9 protein-coding genes are annotated in these 18,164 nt (G+C 69.1%); 6 read left to right on the top strand and 3 right to left on the bottom strand.

The features are described 5' to 3' along the window. Window positions 1–9 precede the first annotated feature (9 nt). The gene (locus MED01_RS34060; RefSeq protein ID WP_238672593.1) at window positions 10–1,209 is read left to right on the top strand and encodes a low temperature requirement protein A; all 1,200 of its coding nucleotides are present in this window, start codon (window positions 10–12) and stop codon (window positions 1,207–1,209) included. 7 nt (window positions 1,210–1,216) lie between these two features. Here the strand turns inward: MED01_RS34060 and MED01_RS34065 are convergent, their stop codons facing one another. Next, complete coding sequence (locus MED01_RS34065) at window positions 1,217–2,131, bottom strand: RNA polymerase sigma-70 factor (RefSeq protein WP_238672594.1); 915 nt, start codon at window positions 2,129–2,131, stop codon at window positions 1,217–1,219. 158 nt (window positions 2,132–2,289) lie between these two features. Between MED01_RS34065 and MED01_RS34070 the strand changes: the two genes are divergently transcribed. Next, the gene (locus tag MED01_RS34070; RefSeq protein ID WP_238672596.1) at window positions 2,290–2,673 is read left to right on the top strand and encodes a DoxX family protein; all 384 of its coding nucleotides are present in this window, start codon (window positions 2,290–2,292) and stop codon (window positions 2,671–2,673) included. 194 nt (window positions 2,674–2,867) lie between these two features. On the opposite strand, the gene MED01_RS34075 is transcribed toward MED01_RS34070, so the two are convergent. Further along, entirely contained in the window at window positions 2,868–5,216 is a 2,349-nt protein-coding gene (locus tag MED01_RS34075; RefSeq protein WP_238672598.1) for an IPT/TIG domain-containing protein, read from the bottom strand. Between the two features lie 307 nt (window positions 5,217–5,523). On the opposite strand from MED01_RS34075, the gene MED01_RS34080 reads away from it, so the two are divergent. The 3 genes from MED01_RS34080 to MED01_RS34090 all read left to right on the top strand — a co-directional run bounded on the left by MED01_RS34080 (window position 5,524) and on the right by MED01_RS34090 (window position 14,872). Next, the gene (locus MED01_RS34080) at window positions 5,524–8,418 is read left to right on the top strand and encodes an ATP-binding protein (RefSeq protein WP_238672600.1); all 2,895 of its coding nucleotides are present in this window, start codon (window positions 5,524–5,526) and stop codon (window positions 8,416–8,418) included. 80 nt (window positions 8,419–8,498) lie between these two features. Next, entirely contained in the window at window positions 8,499–8,669 is a 171-nt protein-coding gene (locus MED01_RS34085; protein WP_238672602.1) for a hypothetical protein, read from the top strand. Between the two features lie 14 nt (window positions 8,670–8,683). Continuing rightward, window positions 8,684–14,872 carry a S8 family serine peptidase gene (locus MED01_RS34090; RefSeq protein ID WP_238672604.1) on the top strand — a complete coding sequence of 2,063 codons (6,189 nt, stop codon included), beginning with the start codon at window positions 8,684–8,686 and terminating at the stop codon, window positions 14,870–14,872. 397 nt (window positions 14,873–15,269) lie between these two features. Here the strand turns inward: MED01_RS34090 and MED01_RS34095 are convergent, their stop codons facing one another. Continuing rightward, a complete protein-coding gene (locus MED01_RS34095; protein WP_238672605.1) occupies window positions 15,270–16,100 on the bottom strand; it encodes a TIGR02452 family protein in 831 nt (276 codons plus the stop codon). 315 nt (window positions 16,101–16,415) lie between these two features. Between MED01_RS34095 and MED01_RS34100 the strand changes: the two genes are divergently transcribed. Next, complete coding sequence (locus MED01_RS34100; protein WP_238672607.1) at window positions 16,416–17,717, top strand: pentapeptide repeat-containing protein; 1,302 nt, start codon at window positions 16,416–16,418, stop codon at window positions 17,715–17,717. The last annotated feature ends 447 nt before the right edge of the window (window positions 17,718–18,164 follow it).

Raw genomic sequence — 18,164 nt, forward strand, 5'->3', positions numbered from 1 at the left:
GGCGAGCCGATGAGGAAAACCCCCGACGGACTGTTGCGCAGCGAAGCCACCCGCCAGCGGGCCACCTTTCTGGAGCTCTTCCTCGACCTGGTCTTCGTCTTCGCCCTCACCCGGATCTCCGCGCGGCTGATCGCCGACTTCACCGACGGCCAACGCGGCGCGTACGCGGGTCTCGGCCAGGCTCTGCTGCTGTTCCTGGCGCTGTGGGCGGTCTGGTCGCTGACGGTCTGGTCGACGAGTTGGCTGGACCCGGACGCCCCGATCGTCCAGACCGTCATCATCATGACGTTGGTCGGCGCCATGACGATGGCCGTCGCCGTGCCCAACGGCTTCGGCGCACGCGCCGCACTCTTCGCCATCACGCTGGTGACCCTCCAGATCGGCCGCGTGGTGTTCTTCCACGTCGCCGGGCACGGCCGGCCGGACCCCCAACAGTCGATCCGGGTCCTGTTCTGGTTCGGCCTGAGCGCACCGCTCTGGGTCGTCGGCGGGCTGGTAAACGACGGCACGGTTCGCGGGGCACTCTGGACCCTCGCCGTGCTGACCGACTACACCGGGCTGCTCCTCGGCTGGCCGACCCCCCGACTCGGCGCGCAACGGCTCGGCGTCCAGATGATCGCGGCCGAGCACCTGGCCGAGCGGTACCAACAGTTCCTCCTCATCGCTCTCGGCGAGGCGATCTTCGTCATCGGCCTCGCCTTCAGCGGCAGCGAGTTCCACACCGACCAGACGGGTGGGTTCGTCCTGGCGCTGGCGAGCACCGTCCTGCTCTGGCGGATCTACTTCCACGTGGCGGGAGGGATGCTGGGCACCGCCGTCGACCGTTCCCGTAACCCGGCCCGGCTCGCCACCGACATGGCGTTCGCCCACATGGTCATGATCGCGGGGATCGTGCTCACCGGCGTCGGCTTCGAACTGTTCATCGCCGAGCCGCTCGGGCACCTCCCGGCGACCTGGCTCATCGCCATCTTCGGCGGCCCGGTGCTCTTCCTCGCCGGACGATCGGCGCTCGAATACCAGGTCTTCGGTCGGGTGTCCCGGTCCCGGCTGGCCGGCCTGGTGGCCTTCGGCCTGCTGATCCCGGTAGCACTGCACCTCCAGCCGCTCACCGCGGGCGCGGTCGCCGCCGTGGTGCTGCTCGGCGTCGCCGCGGCGGACGCCCGACGCTCCCGCCACCGGTCACCGGAGACGCCCACGCCCCCGTACTAGCCCCCAGTCACCGCCGCAGGGTGGTCTCACGCCGCATGTGCGACAACTTCTCGGGGTTGCGCACAGCGTAGACACCGCTGATGAAACCGTCGTCGATACGCAGCGCGAGGACCGTGTCGACCGCGCCGTCGAGCCGCAGAACCAGCGCCGGGTGACCGTTGACCTGGGCAGGGTGCAGCGACATGGTGGCGACCCTGGCGTGTGTGCTGCACAGCAGGCGGGCCACCTTGTCGGCTCCGGCGACAGGCCGCAGCACGGCCTGCTTGATCCCGCCGCCGTCGCCGAGGAGCACCACATCCGGCGCGAGGACGTCGAGCAGGCCCTGCACGTCGCCGGTCTCGACCGCCCGCCGGAACGCGTCCAACGCCCGCCGGGTGTCCGCCGAGGAGACCATCCCGCGCGGCCGGCGCGCGGCGACGTGCGCCCGCGCACGGTGGGCGATCTGACGGACCGCCGCCGAACTCTTGCCGACCGCCTCGGCGATCTCGTCGTATCCAAGGTCGAAGACCTCACGGAGAACGAACACCGCCCGCTCGGTCGGTGCCAGCGTCTCCAGCACCAGCAGCATCGCCATCGAGACACTCTCGGCGAGTTCGACGTCGTCGGCGACGTCCGGTGCGGTCAACAGCGGCTCGGGTAACCAGGAGCCGACGTAGGACTCCCTGCGCCGGCCGACCGCACGCAGCCGGTTGAGCGACAGTCGGGTGGTGATCCGGACCAGGTAGGCGCGCTGGTCCCGCACCGACGGAAGATCCGCGTCCGCCCACCGCAGCCAGGTCTCCTGGAGTACGTCCTCCGCGTCGGCGGCCGAGCCGAGCATCTCGTACGCGACGGTGAAGAGCAGGTTCCGGTGGGTGACGAACGCGTCGACGGCCCGGTCCCCCCGGTTGTCCGCTCCCATGATTCCGCCCCCGACATCCATGCGTCCTCCAGTCTCGTCGAACTCGACCGCGTTGCCCACCAGACACCGGCCACCCGCCGTCCGTGACGCCGGACGCCCGTGCTCTCCGTCACTCGACGAGCTGTCACAGCGAACCGGCCGGTGGTGTCTCCTGAGCGACCCGATACGGAGGGAAACGCATGAACCTGGCACTGTGGATCACGGCCGGACTGCTGGCCGCACTCGCCCTGGCCGGCGGCATCACCAAGACATTCGTACCCAAGCAGAAGTTGGCCGCGGCCAACGGCGGCGGGTGGACCGGCGACGCCAGCGTGGGCTTCGTCAAGGCCCTCGGCATCCTTGAGCTCCTGGCCGCGGTCGGTCTCGTCCTGCCCGCGGTGCTGGACATCGCACCGGTGCTGGTGACGGTCACCGCCATCTGCTGGATCCTGCTGATGGTCGGCGCGATGATCACCCACCTGCGCTACGGCGAGGCGAGGTTCATCGTGCTGAATCTGATCTACCTCGTGATGGCCGCGTTCGTGGCCTGGGGCCGCCTCGGACCCGAGCCCTTCACCGGCTGACCTGGACCCTGTTCGGCCCGGCGTCTGTCTACGTGGGGGCCACCCCCAGGGAGGGCAAGCTGATCGTCCACGTCGGCTATGAGTGAGCGCCAAGGTGGGCCGATGGTTGCTGTGTTCCCGGCGGGCTGAACGAGTGCCCGCCGCGTTGTTCGCCCCGGCCAGGGCCCGGGTTGGGCCCTGGCCGGGACTGCTGGTCAGCCGATGCGACCGGCACGCTGCCGGCGCCGGGTTAGCAGCACCAGAACGATGCCGAGGAGCGCCAGCAACGCGCCGACGCTCAGCGGCGCGGCAACGGTGTCACCCGTAACCGGCAGGATCCGCGGCACGTAGCGGAAGGTCAGCGCGTTGGAGGCGCGCCCGTCGACGCTCACCACCACAGTGGTGTTCCCGGCCACGCAGGCCGGCGTACGGAAGGTCAACGAACGCCCGTCCGGTGCCACGGTGACCAGGCTCGCCGCGATGGTCTGGCCGCAGATGGTGACAACGGTCCGACCTGGGACGAAGCCGGAGCCACCGACGGTCACGGTCGTGCCGCCAGAGGCCGGCCCCTGACCCGGGTTCAGCTCGTCGATGACCGGCGGGGCGATCTGGTACGTGAACCCGTCCGGCTCGACGACGTCGTCACCGGGCAGGAGCACCGTCACGTCCACCGGGCCAGGCAGGCCGGGCGGGGTGACCACTGTCAGTGAGGTGCCGCTCGGGTCCACGACGAGGTTCGTTCCCGGCGTGTTGCCGAAGTTCACGCCGGTCGCGCCGGTGAGGCCGGTCCCGGTGATGGTGACAGTGGTGCCACCGGAGGTCGGCCCGGACGTCGGGGTCAAGCCGGTCACGTCGGCGTCACTGCCGTCGGCAAGGTACGTGTAGTCCAGTGGTGCCGCCGAACCGCTCCCGGTGCTCACCACCACCGCAGCGGGGCCGATCGCCCCGGGCGGGGTGACAGCGGTCAACGACGTGCCGTCCGCGTTGACCGTGACGTCAGTGGCGGGCGCCCCGTCGAAGGTGACGGTCGTGCCACCGGGGATGAAGCCAGCGCCGGTGACCGTCACCGTCTGCCCGCCCGACTGCGGGCCCTCGTCCGGTGTGATCGACGCGGCGATCGGAGCCGCCGCCACATAGGTGAACCCGTCCGGCGCGGTCACGTTGGCGCCCGGGATCAGCACTGTCACGTCCACCGGACCGACCGGCCCAGGCGGAGTCACCACAGTCAAGGAGGTGCCGCTCGGGTCCACCACGAGGTTGGTCCCCGGGGTGTCGCCAAAGGTCACTCCGGTCGCCCCGGTGAGGCCGGTCCCGGTGATCGTCACCGTCGTACCACCGGTGTTCGGGCCGGAGTCCGGCACGATCGAGGTGATCGTCGGCGCGATGTAGGTGAAGCTCGGCGCTGTCACCCGCCCGGCCGGGAAGACGAGTTCGACCTCCGCCGGACCTGCGGGATTCGGCGGGGTGACCACGGTGATCGTGGTGCCGGCCGGGTTGACGGTGAACCCGGTGCCGGGCAGCCCGTCGAAGTCCACGCCCGCCACGCCGATGAAGCCGGTGCCGGTGATCGTCACCGTCGTACCGCCGACGGTCGGCCCGGAGGTCGGCGTGAGGTCGGTGATCACGGCCGCGCTACCGTCGGCCAGGTAGGTGTAGCCCAGCGGCGGCGCGGCGCCGTTCACCGTGCTGACCACGACGGACGCCGGGCCGATCGCGCCGGGCGGCGTGACCGCCGTCAACGAGGTGCCCGCGGGCGCCACAGTGACACCGGTCGCCGGCACACCGTCGAACGTGACGGTGGTGCCGCCTGGAATGAAGCCCGTACCGGTGATGGTCACCGTCTGGCCGCCCGACTGCGGGCCTTCGTCCGGCGTGATCGTGGCGGCGGTGGGCGCAGCCGGCGGACGCTCGCAGGCGGCCTCGGCCACGATCACGGTCCCGACCGGAATGGTCGTCGGCACGCCGAGGATGGTGCCCGACAGGGTGAGCACTGCCCGCACGGCGATCGCGGTGGCGCCGGTGGCGGTTGTCGTCTCGACCCGGGTCAATGAGGCGTTCAGGCTCGCGCCCACCAGACCCGGTACGACCACGGCTGCGCTGCCCACCACGGCGGGGGCGTTGGCCGTCAGCGTCACCGCCGAGCCGAACAGCTCCAAGCCCACGAGCGTGGTGTCCGCGCTGGTCGCGCCGACCTGCGGGCAGGTCGCCGTGGCGGTGACCTCGGCCGCGTCGAGCACGTCGACGCCGAGGACTGCCAAGCTCAGGCCGTTCACGCTTGACGACGCCGAGGACGAGGCCGCCGCCCGGGTGGCGGTGACCTCCTCGACGGTGCCGCCGGCGGTCACGCCGAGCGCACCGGGAATCGCGATGGCCAGCAGCGTCTCGGTGTCAGTTCCGCCGGCCGCCGGTGCGGTGGCTGAGCCGATGGTGGCGTCGGCGCTGATCACGGCGATGCCGAGCACTTCCGCGGACAGGTCGACGACGACACCCCGCGCGTTCGCGTCGCCCGGTGCGGCCCGTGCCGGCGTCCCCGCTCCCAGGGTCGCCAAGCCGGCGACCAGCATCGCTGTGGATGCGGTCGTGACTCTTTGCAGGACAGAACTCACCGATTCCCCCGTTCAGTTCGATTGACGGGTCTGCTCGGTGTGTTGGCACCCGCCAACGATTGAACGAGGAAGAAAGGTACAAGTTATGCTATTTCGGACATTTGGGATGAGGTGAGTATCGTTCGGCACTCCGACTGGGGACCGCGCAACCCGAGTCGCCGGGATGGCACTTGTGCCCGAGCGCCGGAAAGCGAGATCATCACGCATGCTCGACCCCTCGCCCGAGGACGACGGGACTTCACCGACGGTCTCTACGCCGCATTTCGTGGGTCGTGATCGAGAGATGACGGCGCTTCGGGGCGCCCTGGCCCGGCCACCGGCGATCGTGCTGGTGGAGGGCGAGGCGGGGATCGGAAAGAGCCGACTGCTGCGCGAGTGGTTGGCCGCACCGGACCAGCGCACCGCCCTGGTCTCGGTGTGCCCACCGCTTCGCGAGTCGCTGACGTTGGGGCCGATCGTCGACGCGTTCCGTGGGATCGACCACCCGGTGTCGCGATTGCGGCTGACCGAACTCGCGGGCGCGCTACGACCCCTGTTTCCCGAATGGTCCTCGGACCTGCCGCCCGCACTGCAACCCCTGGGCGACGCGAAGGCGGCACGGCATCGCCTGTTCCGGGCCCTGGACGAGCTGCTCCGGGCTCAGCGTGTCGACGTTCTCGTGCTGGAGGACGCCCACTGGGCCGACGAGGTGACCCTGGAGTTCCTGCTGTTCCTCACCTCACGACAGCAGTCGGACGGGCCCAGCCTCGTCATCTCCTACCGGCCGGAGGAGGTGGACGTCGGATCGCTGTTGCTGCGGCTGACCTCCCGGTTGCCCGCCGGCGTGACCCAGCTGAGGATCGCCCTGGCGCCGATGCGACCCGATGACACGGCAGCTCTGGTGTCGTCGATGCTGGACGGCAACCCGATATCGCAGGAGTTCACGACGTTCATGCACGAGCGGACCGGTGGCGTTCCGCTGGCGCTGGAGGAATCGGTTCGCCTCATGTGCGACCGGGGCGACCTCGTCTTCCGCGACGGGCAGTGGGTCCGGCTGAAGCTGCGCGAGCTACAGGTACCGCCGACGGTGCGCGACTCCACCCGGGAGCGGGTGGGCCGTCTGTCGCCGACGGCGCAGCAGGTGCTGCGAGCCGCGGCCACGTTGGCTCAGCGGTCATCGGTGGCGACGGTCGCGGTGACCGCCGGCCTGACCCCAGCTGCGTGTCGCGGCGCCATCGCGGAGGCGGCCGAGGCCGGCATTCTGGACGGAGACGACCGCGGCCAGTGGCGATTCCGCCATGTGCTGGCCGCCACCGCCGTCTACGAAGCGATCCCGTTGACCGACCGAAGACACTTCCACCTGCTGGCCGGCCGGGCGTTGGAGGACATCCAACCGCCGCCCGTGGCACGCCTCGCCCACCACTTCCGTGAGGCGGGCGAGACGCAGTCCTGGGCCCGGTACGCCGAGCAGAGCGCCGAACTCTCCATCGCCTCGGGTGACCACACCAAGGCGGTGAACCTGCTGGTCGACCTGTTGTCGTGGGCCGTGTTGCCGCCGGCGGATCGGGCCCGGGTAGCGCGCATCGCCGGGGTTGCCGCACTGGGCCGCCGTGAACCGGTCGACGAGGTCTACCACCGCGTGATCCGTACCCTGCGCTCGGTGCTGGAGACCCCCGGTCTCTCCGCCCGCCAGCAGGCCGAGATCCGCAACCCCCTGGGTCGGCTCATGATCACCGGAGGCGAGGCGCAGGCCGCACTCAGCGAGCTGGAGCAGGCGGTGGCCAACCTCGACCATGACCCGGTCGAGGCGGCTCGGGCAATGACCTATCTGGGATGGGCGTACGCGGGACCGTGGCCGGCGTCGACCCATCGGCGTTGGCTGGATCGCGCCGCCGAGCTCACCGCCGAATCCGATTCTCCCGCCGAACGGCTGAACCTGGCCGGTAACCGAGCCGCGGCGTTGCTGATGCTCGGCGAGGAGGAGGCCTGGGACGTCGTCGCCGACCTGCCCACCGACGGCGGGACCTCGGCGGCGCGTCTCGACGTGGCCCGCATCCACGCGAATGTCGGGACCGGCGCGCTGCTCTGGGGTCGGTACGCCGACGCGGACACACACCTCGCCGTGGCAATGCGCCTTGCCGAGGCCGAGCAGGCGTCCCGGTTGCTGCACAACGTCCGCCTCGAACAGGCCAACCTGGCGTGGTTCACCGGCCGGTGGGAGGGTCTGGCCGAGCGAGGCGCGGCACTCGCCGATGCCGACCGCGACCGGCCGGCGCACTACCTCGGCAGCATTCGGCTCGCGGCCCGGCTGGCAGCCGCAGCCGGACGGCGGCGCGCCGCGGAGGAGCAGTTCCGGCTGGTCCTTGAGGAGTCTGCCCGTCTCGGCGCGGCCGACGACACGATGGAGGCCGCTGCCGCGCTGGCCAGACTGTGGCTGACGGACGGAAACAGCGGCCGAGCGCTACAGATCACGAACGAGCCGATGGAAACCGTTCGGAGAAAGGGCATCTGGGTCTGGGCGACCGACCTCGTCCCCGCCCGGATCGAGGCGCACCTCGCCGTGGGCGACCTCAAGGCCGCGAGCCGCCTGGGCGACCAGTTCGCCAGAGGACTGCGTGGCCGTACGGCGCCTGCGCCTCGCGCCGCCCTCACCGTCTGCCGTGCCCTGCTGGCCGCCGCTGCCGGAAACCACGCCCGGGCGGCGACGGCGTACGACCGGGCAGCGCGCGCCTGGAGCGCGTTGCCGCGCCCCTACGACGTCATGCTCGCCCGCGAGCGTCAAGCCGAGGCGCTGATCGCGCAGGGTCAGATCGAACAGGGTCGAGAGCTGCTGGGCGCACAGTACGAGCAACTGTTCAGGCTCGGCGCCCGCGGCGATGCCGACCGTGTCGCACAACGGCTTCGCGAACACGGCGCCGAGGTTCCACGATTGTGGCGCGGCGGCCGACGGGGGTACGGCGACCAGCTCTCACCGCGCGAACTCGACGTGGTTCAACTCGTTGTCGCCGGCAAGACGAACCGGGAGATCAGCCGGATCCTGGCCAAGTCGCCGGCCACTGTGGACCAACAGCTGCGTGCGGCGATGCGCAAGTTGAAGGTGACCTCCCGGACCGCGCTCGCGGTCAAGGCGGTGGAGGCTGGAGTGTTCGCCGAAGAGGACTCCCTCCACGACGCGTCGTGAAAATTGACGTATCCGCTGGATAGCGAAGGCCGCTCGGCCACCAGAGCATGAGCTCATGATCCATAGACGTAGGGCAGTTCATGCCTGAGCGACCTGCCGCGCCGGACGACTCCGCCATCGAGCACCAGCCACCACCCGAGCTGTCGCGCGAGCCGCGCGTCAATGGTGCCCACCCCCGCGACGTCCACGAGACCCGTGACGTCCGCGACGCCGACGAGCACGAGAGCCACGACCCCTACCAACCCCTGTAGGACAAAGGACCCCCATGAGACTCAAAGCCCTCGCGGCAACGCTTGCCGTAGCGGTCGGCCTGAGCATGATCCAGCCAACACCGGCGTCCGCCGCCGAGCCGGATTCCGGCGCGGCCGCCAACAAGATCGCGTCGAACCTGAAGGACCGGTTCCGCTCGGAGCCGGCCTCCGACTTCTGGATCACCTTCGACACCAAACCCGACCTCGGGCCGGCGAAGAAGATCGCCGACTGGAACGCTCGCGGTCAGTTCGTCCACCAGGCGCTGACCGCAGCGGCGAAGGACTCCCTGGCATCCGTCTCCACCGAACTCGACCGGGCAGGTGTCAAATACACCTCCTACCCGATCGCCAACACCGTGCTCGTCAAGGGTGGCACCGAAAAGCTCGCCCTGAACGTGGCCTCGAAGGTGCAGGTCGCGGAGATCCACGCGACGCCGCAGGTCGCGCTGGTCGAGCCCGTGGACGAGAAGATCCCAGCTGACCAGGCCACACGCCCCGCCGCCCCGAAGGCCGCCGCCGAGGCAGGCACCGTCTCGTGGGGTCTGGACGCCATCCACGCCCCGCAGGCGTGGGCCATGGGCGCCACCGGCGCGGGCATCACCGTGTCCAACCTCGACTCGGGCGTCCAATTCGACCACCCCGCCCTGATGCGGCAGTACCGCGGCACGAAGCCCGACGGCACCGTCGACCACAACTACAACTGGATGGCCACCCGAGGCACGTGCGCTGACGCACCGTGCGACGACAACGGACACGGCACGCACACCATGGGCACCATGGTCGGCGACGACGGCACCAACCACGTCGGCGTCGCCCCGGACGCGCAGTGGATCGCGACGAACGGCTGCTGCGACAGCAGCGGCGTCGAATCGCTGCTGCGCTCCGGCTGGTGGCTGCTCGCCCCGACCGACGTCCAGGGGAACAACCCCGACCCGTCCAAGCGCCCCCACATCATCAACAACTCGTGGGGCCAGACCGTCGAGCACAGCTTCGACGACTTCTTCCAGGCCATCGACGAGGCCTGGACCGCCGCGGGTATCTTCAGCGTCTGGTCATCGGGCAACACCGTGCCCTACGCGGCCTGCGACACCGTCTCCTCGCCCGGCTCGGCCGAGAGCGCCTACTCCGTCGGCGCGTACTCGTCGGACGGCACGCTCGCGTCGTTCTCCCGCAAGGGCGAGGGTGAGGGTGGTCGGATCAAGCCCGAGATTTCCGCTCCGGGGGACGCTGTCCGGTCGTCCTACCCGAACGACAGCTACGTCGAGATGTCCGGCACCTCGATGGCGTCACCCCACGTCGCCGGGGCCGCCGCGGCGCTGTGGAGCTACGACCCGACCCTGATCGGGCAGGTCGAGGAGACCCGCCGCCTGCTCGCCGCGTCGGCCGTCGACGTCGACGACACCGAGTGTGGCGGCACCGCCGCCTTCAACAACATGTACGGCGAAGGCCGGCTCGACCTCGTCCGCCTGCTTGAGCTGGCACCCCGCACGGGCGGCACCCTGACCGGTGTCGTCACCGCCAACGGCGCCCCCGTCCCCGCCGCCGACGTGACGATCAGCGGACCGTTCAGCCGGTCGATCGGAACCGACAAGGACGGCCGGTTCACCACGAACCTTCCGGCCGGTGACTACCAGCTCAGCACCAAGGTCTTCGGCTACCTGACCGCGACCGCCAACGTCACTGTCACCCTCGGCCAGGACACCTCCGTCAAGCTGCCGCTCACGGCCGCCACGAGGCACGACATCAGCGGCCGGGTCGTCGACGACAAGAAGCAGCCCGTCGGGAACGCCGACGTCACAGTCATGAACACGCCGCTGAAGCCGGTACGCACGGATGCCAACGGCGCGTTCACGATCACCGCTGTGCCCGAGGGCGGCTACAAGCTGAACGTCGAGCCCAACGCCTGCTTCTCGCCGAAGACCGTGCCGCTGACCGTCGGCGCGCAGAACGAGTCGACCGAGATCCCCGTCGGGCTCGTCGTCGACAAGGGCGGCTACAGCTGCGCTGTCTCCGAAGGTGAGTACCTGCGCGGCACCGACCCGGTCACCTTCACCAGCGGCGTGTGGGCGACGGTCAAGCTGCCGTTCCCGATCGCGCTCTACAACGGCAGCCACGACACCCTCGGCGTCGGCCTGCGCGGCGTGATCTCCCCGGACACCAGCACCGGACCGGGCAGCGGCGGTGCGGGCATCTTCCCGTTCTACGTCCAGACCCCCGTCGAGTTCGCCCCCGGCGGCGGAGTCTTCACGGCAGCCACCAAGGTCAACGGCGAGGACGCGTTCGTCGTCGAGTACCGCAACGCCAAGCTCTGGGCCTATCCCGACCGATCGGAGTACACGGAGCCGGTCAACTTCTCGGCCACGCTCACCCGCTCCGGCACGGTGATCTTCGGGTACGGCGACGGCGTCGGTGCCGACGACCCGGTGACCGCCGGCGCGCACGCCGTCACCGGCATCCAGGGCTGGGCCGGCGTCGACGGCATCCGGTTCTCCGTCAGCGCCCCGGTGCTGCGCGACGGGATGACAGTCACCTACGACATGCCGGACTTCGGGTACCTCGACGCGACCGTCGTCGACCAGAACGACGGACAGCCGGTGGCCGGGGCCAAGGTCTCCTTCACGAACAAGGTGGGGCTCGTCGAGACCGTCACGACCACCGCGACGGGCATCGTGCACCGTCAGCTTCCGGTCGGCGACTACACCATGACGGTCGACGCGCCGAACTACACCACCGCGGCGTACCCCTTCTCCCTCGACAAGCTCTACGCGAGCGCCAAGATCGACGCGCGTCTGACCACGGGTGCCGCCGGCCTGAAGGCCGACGGACTCGACGCGCTGTTGGGCACCGACCAGAACGGTGCGGGCTCACTGACGCTGACCAACAACGGGTCCGCCCCCCTCACGTACAACCTGGGCGAGGCCGCGCGCCACCCCGACCTGGACGCCACCGGCGCCACCGGACGCACTGGGAAGGGCGCGGACAGCACGATCGACCTCGCCGCGTGGAAGGCCGGTGCGAGCGGCATGAAGCCGTCGAACGTCGACGGCAAGGCCGCGACGAAGAGCACGGCGGAGGCACAGGCGGCCGCCAAGGTCGGCCCGACCGCCGGCGGTGACGTCATCACCCGGATCGCCATCCCCGGCACGATCGCGGAAAAGGAGCCCTCCGGCATCGGGTACGACGGCGACGTCTGGGTCCACGACTACATCGAGCGGACCAACACCGCCTACACGGTGACGGGCAAGCCGACCGGGAAGGTCTTCGACGCGTCGTGGAACCCCGCGTACCGGGCGTTCGACATGGCGTTGGACACCAAGACCGGCGACATGTGCCAGATGGAGGACAGCCCGGCCAGCTACATCCACTGCTTCGACCGGCAGACCGGGAAGGAGACCCGGCAGATCAAGGGTGACTGGTCCACGCTGCAGCTGACCGGCCTCGCCTACAACCCGACCCAGGACGTGTTCTACGTCGGCGGCCGGGCGAACGGCATGATCGGGACGGTCGCCGGGACGTCGCACGACAACGCGGGTGCGCTGCTGTCCTTCTGCACCCCGCCGCTGCCCGAGGTGATGGGTCTGGCCTACAACCAGGCGTCAGACACCATCTGGTACACCGACCTCACGTCGAACCGGCCCACCCGCCTGCTGCAGGTCGACCCCGACGACTGCTCGCTGGTGAACGCGTGGTGGTTCCCCGGCCAGAAGGTGGGCCAGGGCGGCGGCCTCGAAACCGATGCGACCGGAGCGCTGTGGGCGGCGGACCAGATCGCCGATGACGTCGTGCTGGTCGACGTCGAGGACGACCTGATCACCGACCTGCCGTGGCTGGCGCTCTCCTCGACCGGCGGCACCCTCGCCCCGGGCGAGTCGGCCACCGTCAAGGTCTCCATCTCCTCGAAGGACGCCAAACCGGGAGTCCTCGGCGCGAACATCGTGGTGCGATCCGACTCCGGACGCCAGTCCAAGACCTACGTCCCGGTGACGCTCACGACCACGAAGTACCAGGTCGGTGTCAACGCCGGCGGCTCGAAGTTCACCGACGGCTCCGGCTACACCTGGTCCGCCGACCAGGCCGCCGGCAAGACGGCGTGGGGCTACGAGGGGAAGACGAAGGTCGCCTCCACGAAGGCCGGCATCGACGGCACGACGGACGACGCCCTGTTCCAGTCGCAGCGCACCACGCCGGACAGGCAGTTGTTCTACCGCTTCCCCGACGCGCCCAAGGGCACCTACGCGATCGACTTCGGGTTCGCCGAGATCGACAAGGTGGCCAAGGGCAAGCGGGTGTTCGACGTCCTCGTGAACGGAGCACTGACCGAGTACGCGTACGACCCGGCAGCGGCCGTGGGGCCGAACACCGCCGACTGGCGCACCGCCGCGGTGCAGCACGAGGGCGGACCGCTGACCGTGGAGCTGCGGGGCTCGAAGGGTCTGAAGGCCCCGACCATCGCCGCGCTGCGCGTGACGCTCGACCCGCGCGCAGACGCGGCGGAGCCGGAGCCCCAGCCCGAGCAGCCGGAGCCGGGCCCCGTGCCGGTGGCCCCCGCCGGTCGCTCGTACGCGATGAAGGTGACTGACGGGCTCTACCGTCAGGGCACGGAGGAGTCCGGGTGGCACGGCGATGACCTCTGCGGCGTGCTGTGGTTCGACACCAGCTTCCTGTTCCCGTTCTACGACACCGCCTGGGACGGGGTGTGCGTGACGACGAACGGCACGCTGACCTTCGACCGCGCCAACACGTCGGGAGGCAACACGGCACTGCCCACGTCCAGTCCGATCGACGCGATCTATCCGTTCTGGGACGACCTCATCGTCGACGACGAGGCCGGCATCTACTTCGGCAGGACCGAGGTGGACGGCCTGGCGGCCGAGGTCATCGAGTGGCGCAACGTCGCCTTCTACAACGACGCGACGGCTCGCGTGAGCTTCTCGGTCACCCTGATCGCCGACGGACGAATCCAGATCGGGTACGGCGACGGCGTCGGCGGCGACAACCCCCTGACCCGGGGGTCGTCGGCGACGGTCGGTGTGGAGAGTCTGACGCGCAACCCCGCGGGCCAGCACTCCTTCAACCAACCGGTCCTGAAGGCCGGTCTGGGGCTGGAGTACACCCTTCCGGCCGCGGGCACGATCGAGGGCACGGTCACCGACAAGAACGACGGCAAGCCGATCGAGGGCGCGATCGTCACGCTCAAGGGACCGGCCGGTGACCGGGTCATCACGACCGACGTGAAGGGCCGGTGGAAGGCCCAGGCGCTGGTCGGCGAGAACACCGTGCAGGTCGAGTCGCCGAACTACGTCACCGCCAGCCGCCCCGTGACCATCACCAGGAAGGACCAGGCCGAGGTGGTCGACACGGCGTTGACCACTGGCATCGCCACCGTCACCGGAGCCGACTTCGACTGGCTCCTCGACAAGGGCCAGAAGGCGACGGCCGACGTGACAGTGGCCAACACCGGCTCCGCCCCGCTCGAGGTGCGGCTCAGCGAGCAGAAGCGCACCAGCGACGGCGGGCACGAGGCCGCGGACCTTCCGTGGCTGACCCTCGCGGGTGCGGCCGCAACCGGCACTGTCACGCTCGCGGCCGGGGAGTCCACCACGGTCAGGGCGACGGCCGACAACGCCGGCGTCGAGCCCGGTCTGCTCCTCGGGGACGTGCTCGTGGCGTCGAACGCCGGCAAGGGTGAGACCCAGCTCAAGTCGGTCCGCCTGGCGACCTCGGCCTACTGGCAGGGCGTCGACGTGGGCGGGTCCGGGCACGTCGGTGCCGACGGCTTCGTCTGGTCGCCCGACCAGGAACTCGGCAAGCGGTCGTGGGGCTACGTCGGCGGCAAGGCGCGTAACACCAAGGCCGACATCGCCGGCACGGAGGACGACGCGCTGTTGCGCACCCAACGGACCGGCGAGACGTTCAGCTACGTGTTCAAGAACGCCCCCGCCGGAAAGTACCGGATCGGTCTCGACTTCGCCGAGATCGAGAAGGTCAAGGCCGGCAAGCGTGCCTTCGATGTCCTGGTCGACGGCAAGCCCGTGCTCCACGACCACGACGTGCAGGCGAAGGTGGGTGCGCTGACCGCGGACCTCAACACTGTCACCGTCGAGCACACCGGTGGCGACCTGACGATCGAACTGCTCCGGGAGAAGGGCGAGGGCGACCCGATCCTCAACGCCCTGAAGGTCCAACAGGACCCGCGCCTGTGAGCTAGCCACACCGCATCACCCGGCAGTGGTCGGAGCCTCCGTGGAAAGGATCGCGGAGGCTCCGACCACGACTACCGACGTATGCTCACCGGACACGAGGCGGCATAGATGGATCATTGTCGGTGGCATCTTCGCCGCATGTGTGGTGATCGTGACGGTCGCATTTCTTCGGTTCGCGGCTCCCGGGTGGCGCCAACTCGCGCGGCGGCCGTGGCCGCCCACGTCACCGCCCTCCAAGACCGCGATCGCGGAAAGCTTGCCGAACTCGCGGATCCTCACACCGACTCGTCGGCTGAGATCAGCCGGCGACGCACCGAACTCGGTGGCGGTGGCCTGCCGCTCTTGCCTGCCCGCAATCCTCAGGTCGGAGCGTACGGCCGGTCCAGGGGCCGTTCGATCAGACGTGGTCTCCCGCCGATTCCCCTGCAGATCCTGGGAAACGTGCAGCGAACGTGCGATAGACGGGTGCGCCGGGCAGGCCATCGTGGATGGCGAACACCACGTGGTCGAATCGGTCGATCATCTGCAGTGCGTCGGCGAATGCGCCCGCCACGGTGACGGGATCGTTGCGGAACACCCCGCACCCCCACGCGCCCAACACAAGAGTCCGATGCCCGTGCGCGGCGGCGACCTCCAGCACCCGCCGGGCGCGACGGGCCAGTATCGTCGGCACATCGGCGGCATGCTCGGGCTGGTTGCGGAGGATCGCGCCCAGGTTCGGTGCCGCAGCCGTCAGGAAGGACGTCGAGTACGGCTGGTCAAGCAGGTTGCCGCTATCGTCGCGAAACACCGGCACGCTCGGGGAGTAGATGATCCGGTCGCTGTATCGCAGATCCAACTGTCGCCGATGGAACGCGTAGAACTCCGGTGCGGAAAGTAGACACGGGTACAGCGCCGATGAGCGAGCGATGCTCTCCTCCTGCGCCTTCGCCCCACTCAGGAACCCGCCGCCCGGGTTCTTCGCCGACGCGAACACCAGGCATGCCGCACCCGGCCCAAGCCGGTGGGCCGCCTGCAACGTCGACTCGTCCGTCACCTTCACCTTGCCCGCGCCAGACCCCGGTTCTCCCACGGGAAGCACCTCGTCTGGCAGGTGATGACGCGTGCCAGCGACCGCGGCACCGACGACTCCGCCGATGACAACCTCATCTCCGGCGCTGTTGCGATAGCTTCCCGACTCGGCGATCGCGACCGTCTGTCGAGCAATCTCGCGAAGATTGCCACTCACCTGATGCGCCCACATGCACCAGTACCAGTGATCTGCACGGTGACACGCTAGGCAGTCCCGCGCCGACCGGGCAACCAATTAGTGATCCCGGTTGGTGTAGCCGTACTGCGCGGTCAACTGGCGGTGCGCGGCTACGGACCTGACGACAGTCAACATGCGGCGGGCCGACGACCGTTATCGGCATCGCCAACGCCACACGAGCTGACCGTCCACCCGCGACAGCCGCAGCACTTCACGCTGCCCAGTGGTTGGGCCGAGGTCATTGCCGCCGAACACTGCGTGGGAAAGTGGCCCCTCGGGCAGATGCGGAGGGCCATGGCAGAGCAACGGATACGCGGCGTGCGTCCCTGGGTATGGGCAGTTGGCGGCTTCGTGGGTGGGCTCCTGCTCGCGTTCGCGCTTGTGGTGGGTCCGTGGCTACTCACCCGATACCCTCATCAGGGACTGACCGCCGAGCAGAAGCTCAAGGCCAGGAATGACGTACGGACTACGCTTGTGCAGGCTTTAGCCGGACTTGCCGTGGCCGGCGGTCTCGTTGTCACATACAGCACCTATCGCCAGAACCAGCGTGATCAAGCGGACCGGCGGATTGAGCAAGACCGATCACATGGGCTCAGCGTCGCCAGGCATGTCAACGACCTCTACATGAAGGCGATCGAGCAGCTCGGTCATGCCCAAGCGCCGGTTCGGCTCGGTGCCCTTTACTCCTTGGCGCAGCTCGCTCAGGCCAACCCGGGACAGCGGCAGACCGTGGTCGACGTGATGTGCGCCTACTTGCGCATGCCCTACTCGGTCGCGGGTCCAGCTACGCCGGCCGCCACCGAGGAGCACGCGCAGCAACTTCAAGTGCGTCTGACTGCGCAACGCCTCCTCGTGGACCACCTCTGTCTCCCCCGGGATGTATCTGCTGCGGACGCCAGACGCGCGCAGCATCGGGCTCCATCTGAGGACGACGTCTTCTGGCCTGGCATCAGTCTGGACTTGACCGGCGCATCTCTCGTCGACTGTGACTTCGCCGGGTTGTCGGTCCTCGGGGCAGTCTTCGACCGGGCAAGATTTACAGCATCCACGATCTTCAACGACGCCACCTTCTTCGGCTTCGCGGGGTTCCGCGGTGCAAGCTTCGAGGAGGAAGCCGTGTTCGACAAGGCGACCTTCGCCGGCCACACCGACTTCCGTGGAGCGACCTTCGTGGAAGCTGGCTTCGTCAGTGCAAACTTCCATGACGGTGTCTGGTTCGACAAAGCAGTTTTCAAGGTCGACGTCAACCTTGCCTACAGCTGCTACGGCGGCTATGCCGTGTTCAGAGAGGTCGCCTTCAACGGCGGTGCCTGGTTTGATATGGCCCACTTCAGTGATAGCGCAACATTCGAAGGGGCCACCTTCAGCGGTGGAGTCTCATTCCAATCCGATGCCCTCCTGGATGCCATGTTCAACGACGCGCGGGTACTGCCGCCGAGCGACGAGTACCTCGAAAGCGGCCGCGACGTCGACCGGGAATGGCCACCTGGATGGACCGTTCAGCCGGATGAAGACGACCGTAACCGCGGTACGTTGGTTCGCCTGCAGCCCAACCAGCCATCCGAGGTGATGCAGATGCCAATCACGGACCCATGACGCACTGATCTGGGCGTCGAGGGCACTCCCTTCAGTCGATACCCATGCCGCCGCAGGCCGTTGCCCGGTCCTTGGCGGTCGAGGTGGAGCGAGGGTGGCGTCGCGACGGACTCCAGTTGTGTCATACATGCCCTCGCCGGCTACGGTCTCCCCACTGCCGGCACTCCTTCTGCTGCGACTCCCACAAGCTCATGGCCGCGACCTGCTGCTCCGGCTTCGTCCGCTCGGCGAGCGGGTCGCCATTCGATTGACCCGGAAGTAGCCGATGCATGGAAAGTCTTCGCGGATGCCCGCGACGTGGACGACAAGTGAGTTCAACGGCGGTAATCCCCACTCGGCGCAGCGGTGGTGAAATCGCTTAGCGGTAAGAACAGCTGCGGAGCGGCAGGGGCCGCAGTTGTGGGCGAGCGACCCCCGGTGACGCACGCACTGGTCGGTGCCGGCGGC

The organism is Micromonospora alfalfae, assembly GCF_022230925.1.
GTDB lineage: Bacteria > Actinomycetota > Actinomycetes > Mycobacteriales > Micromonosporaceae > Micromonospora > Micromonospora alfalfae.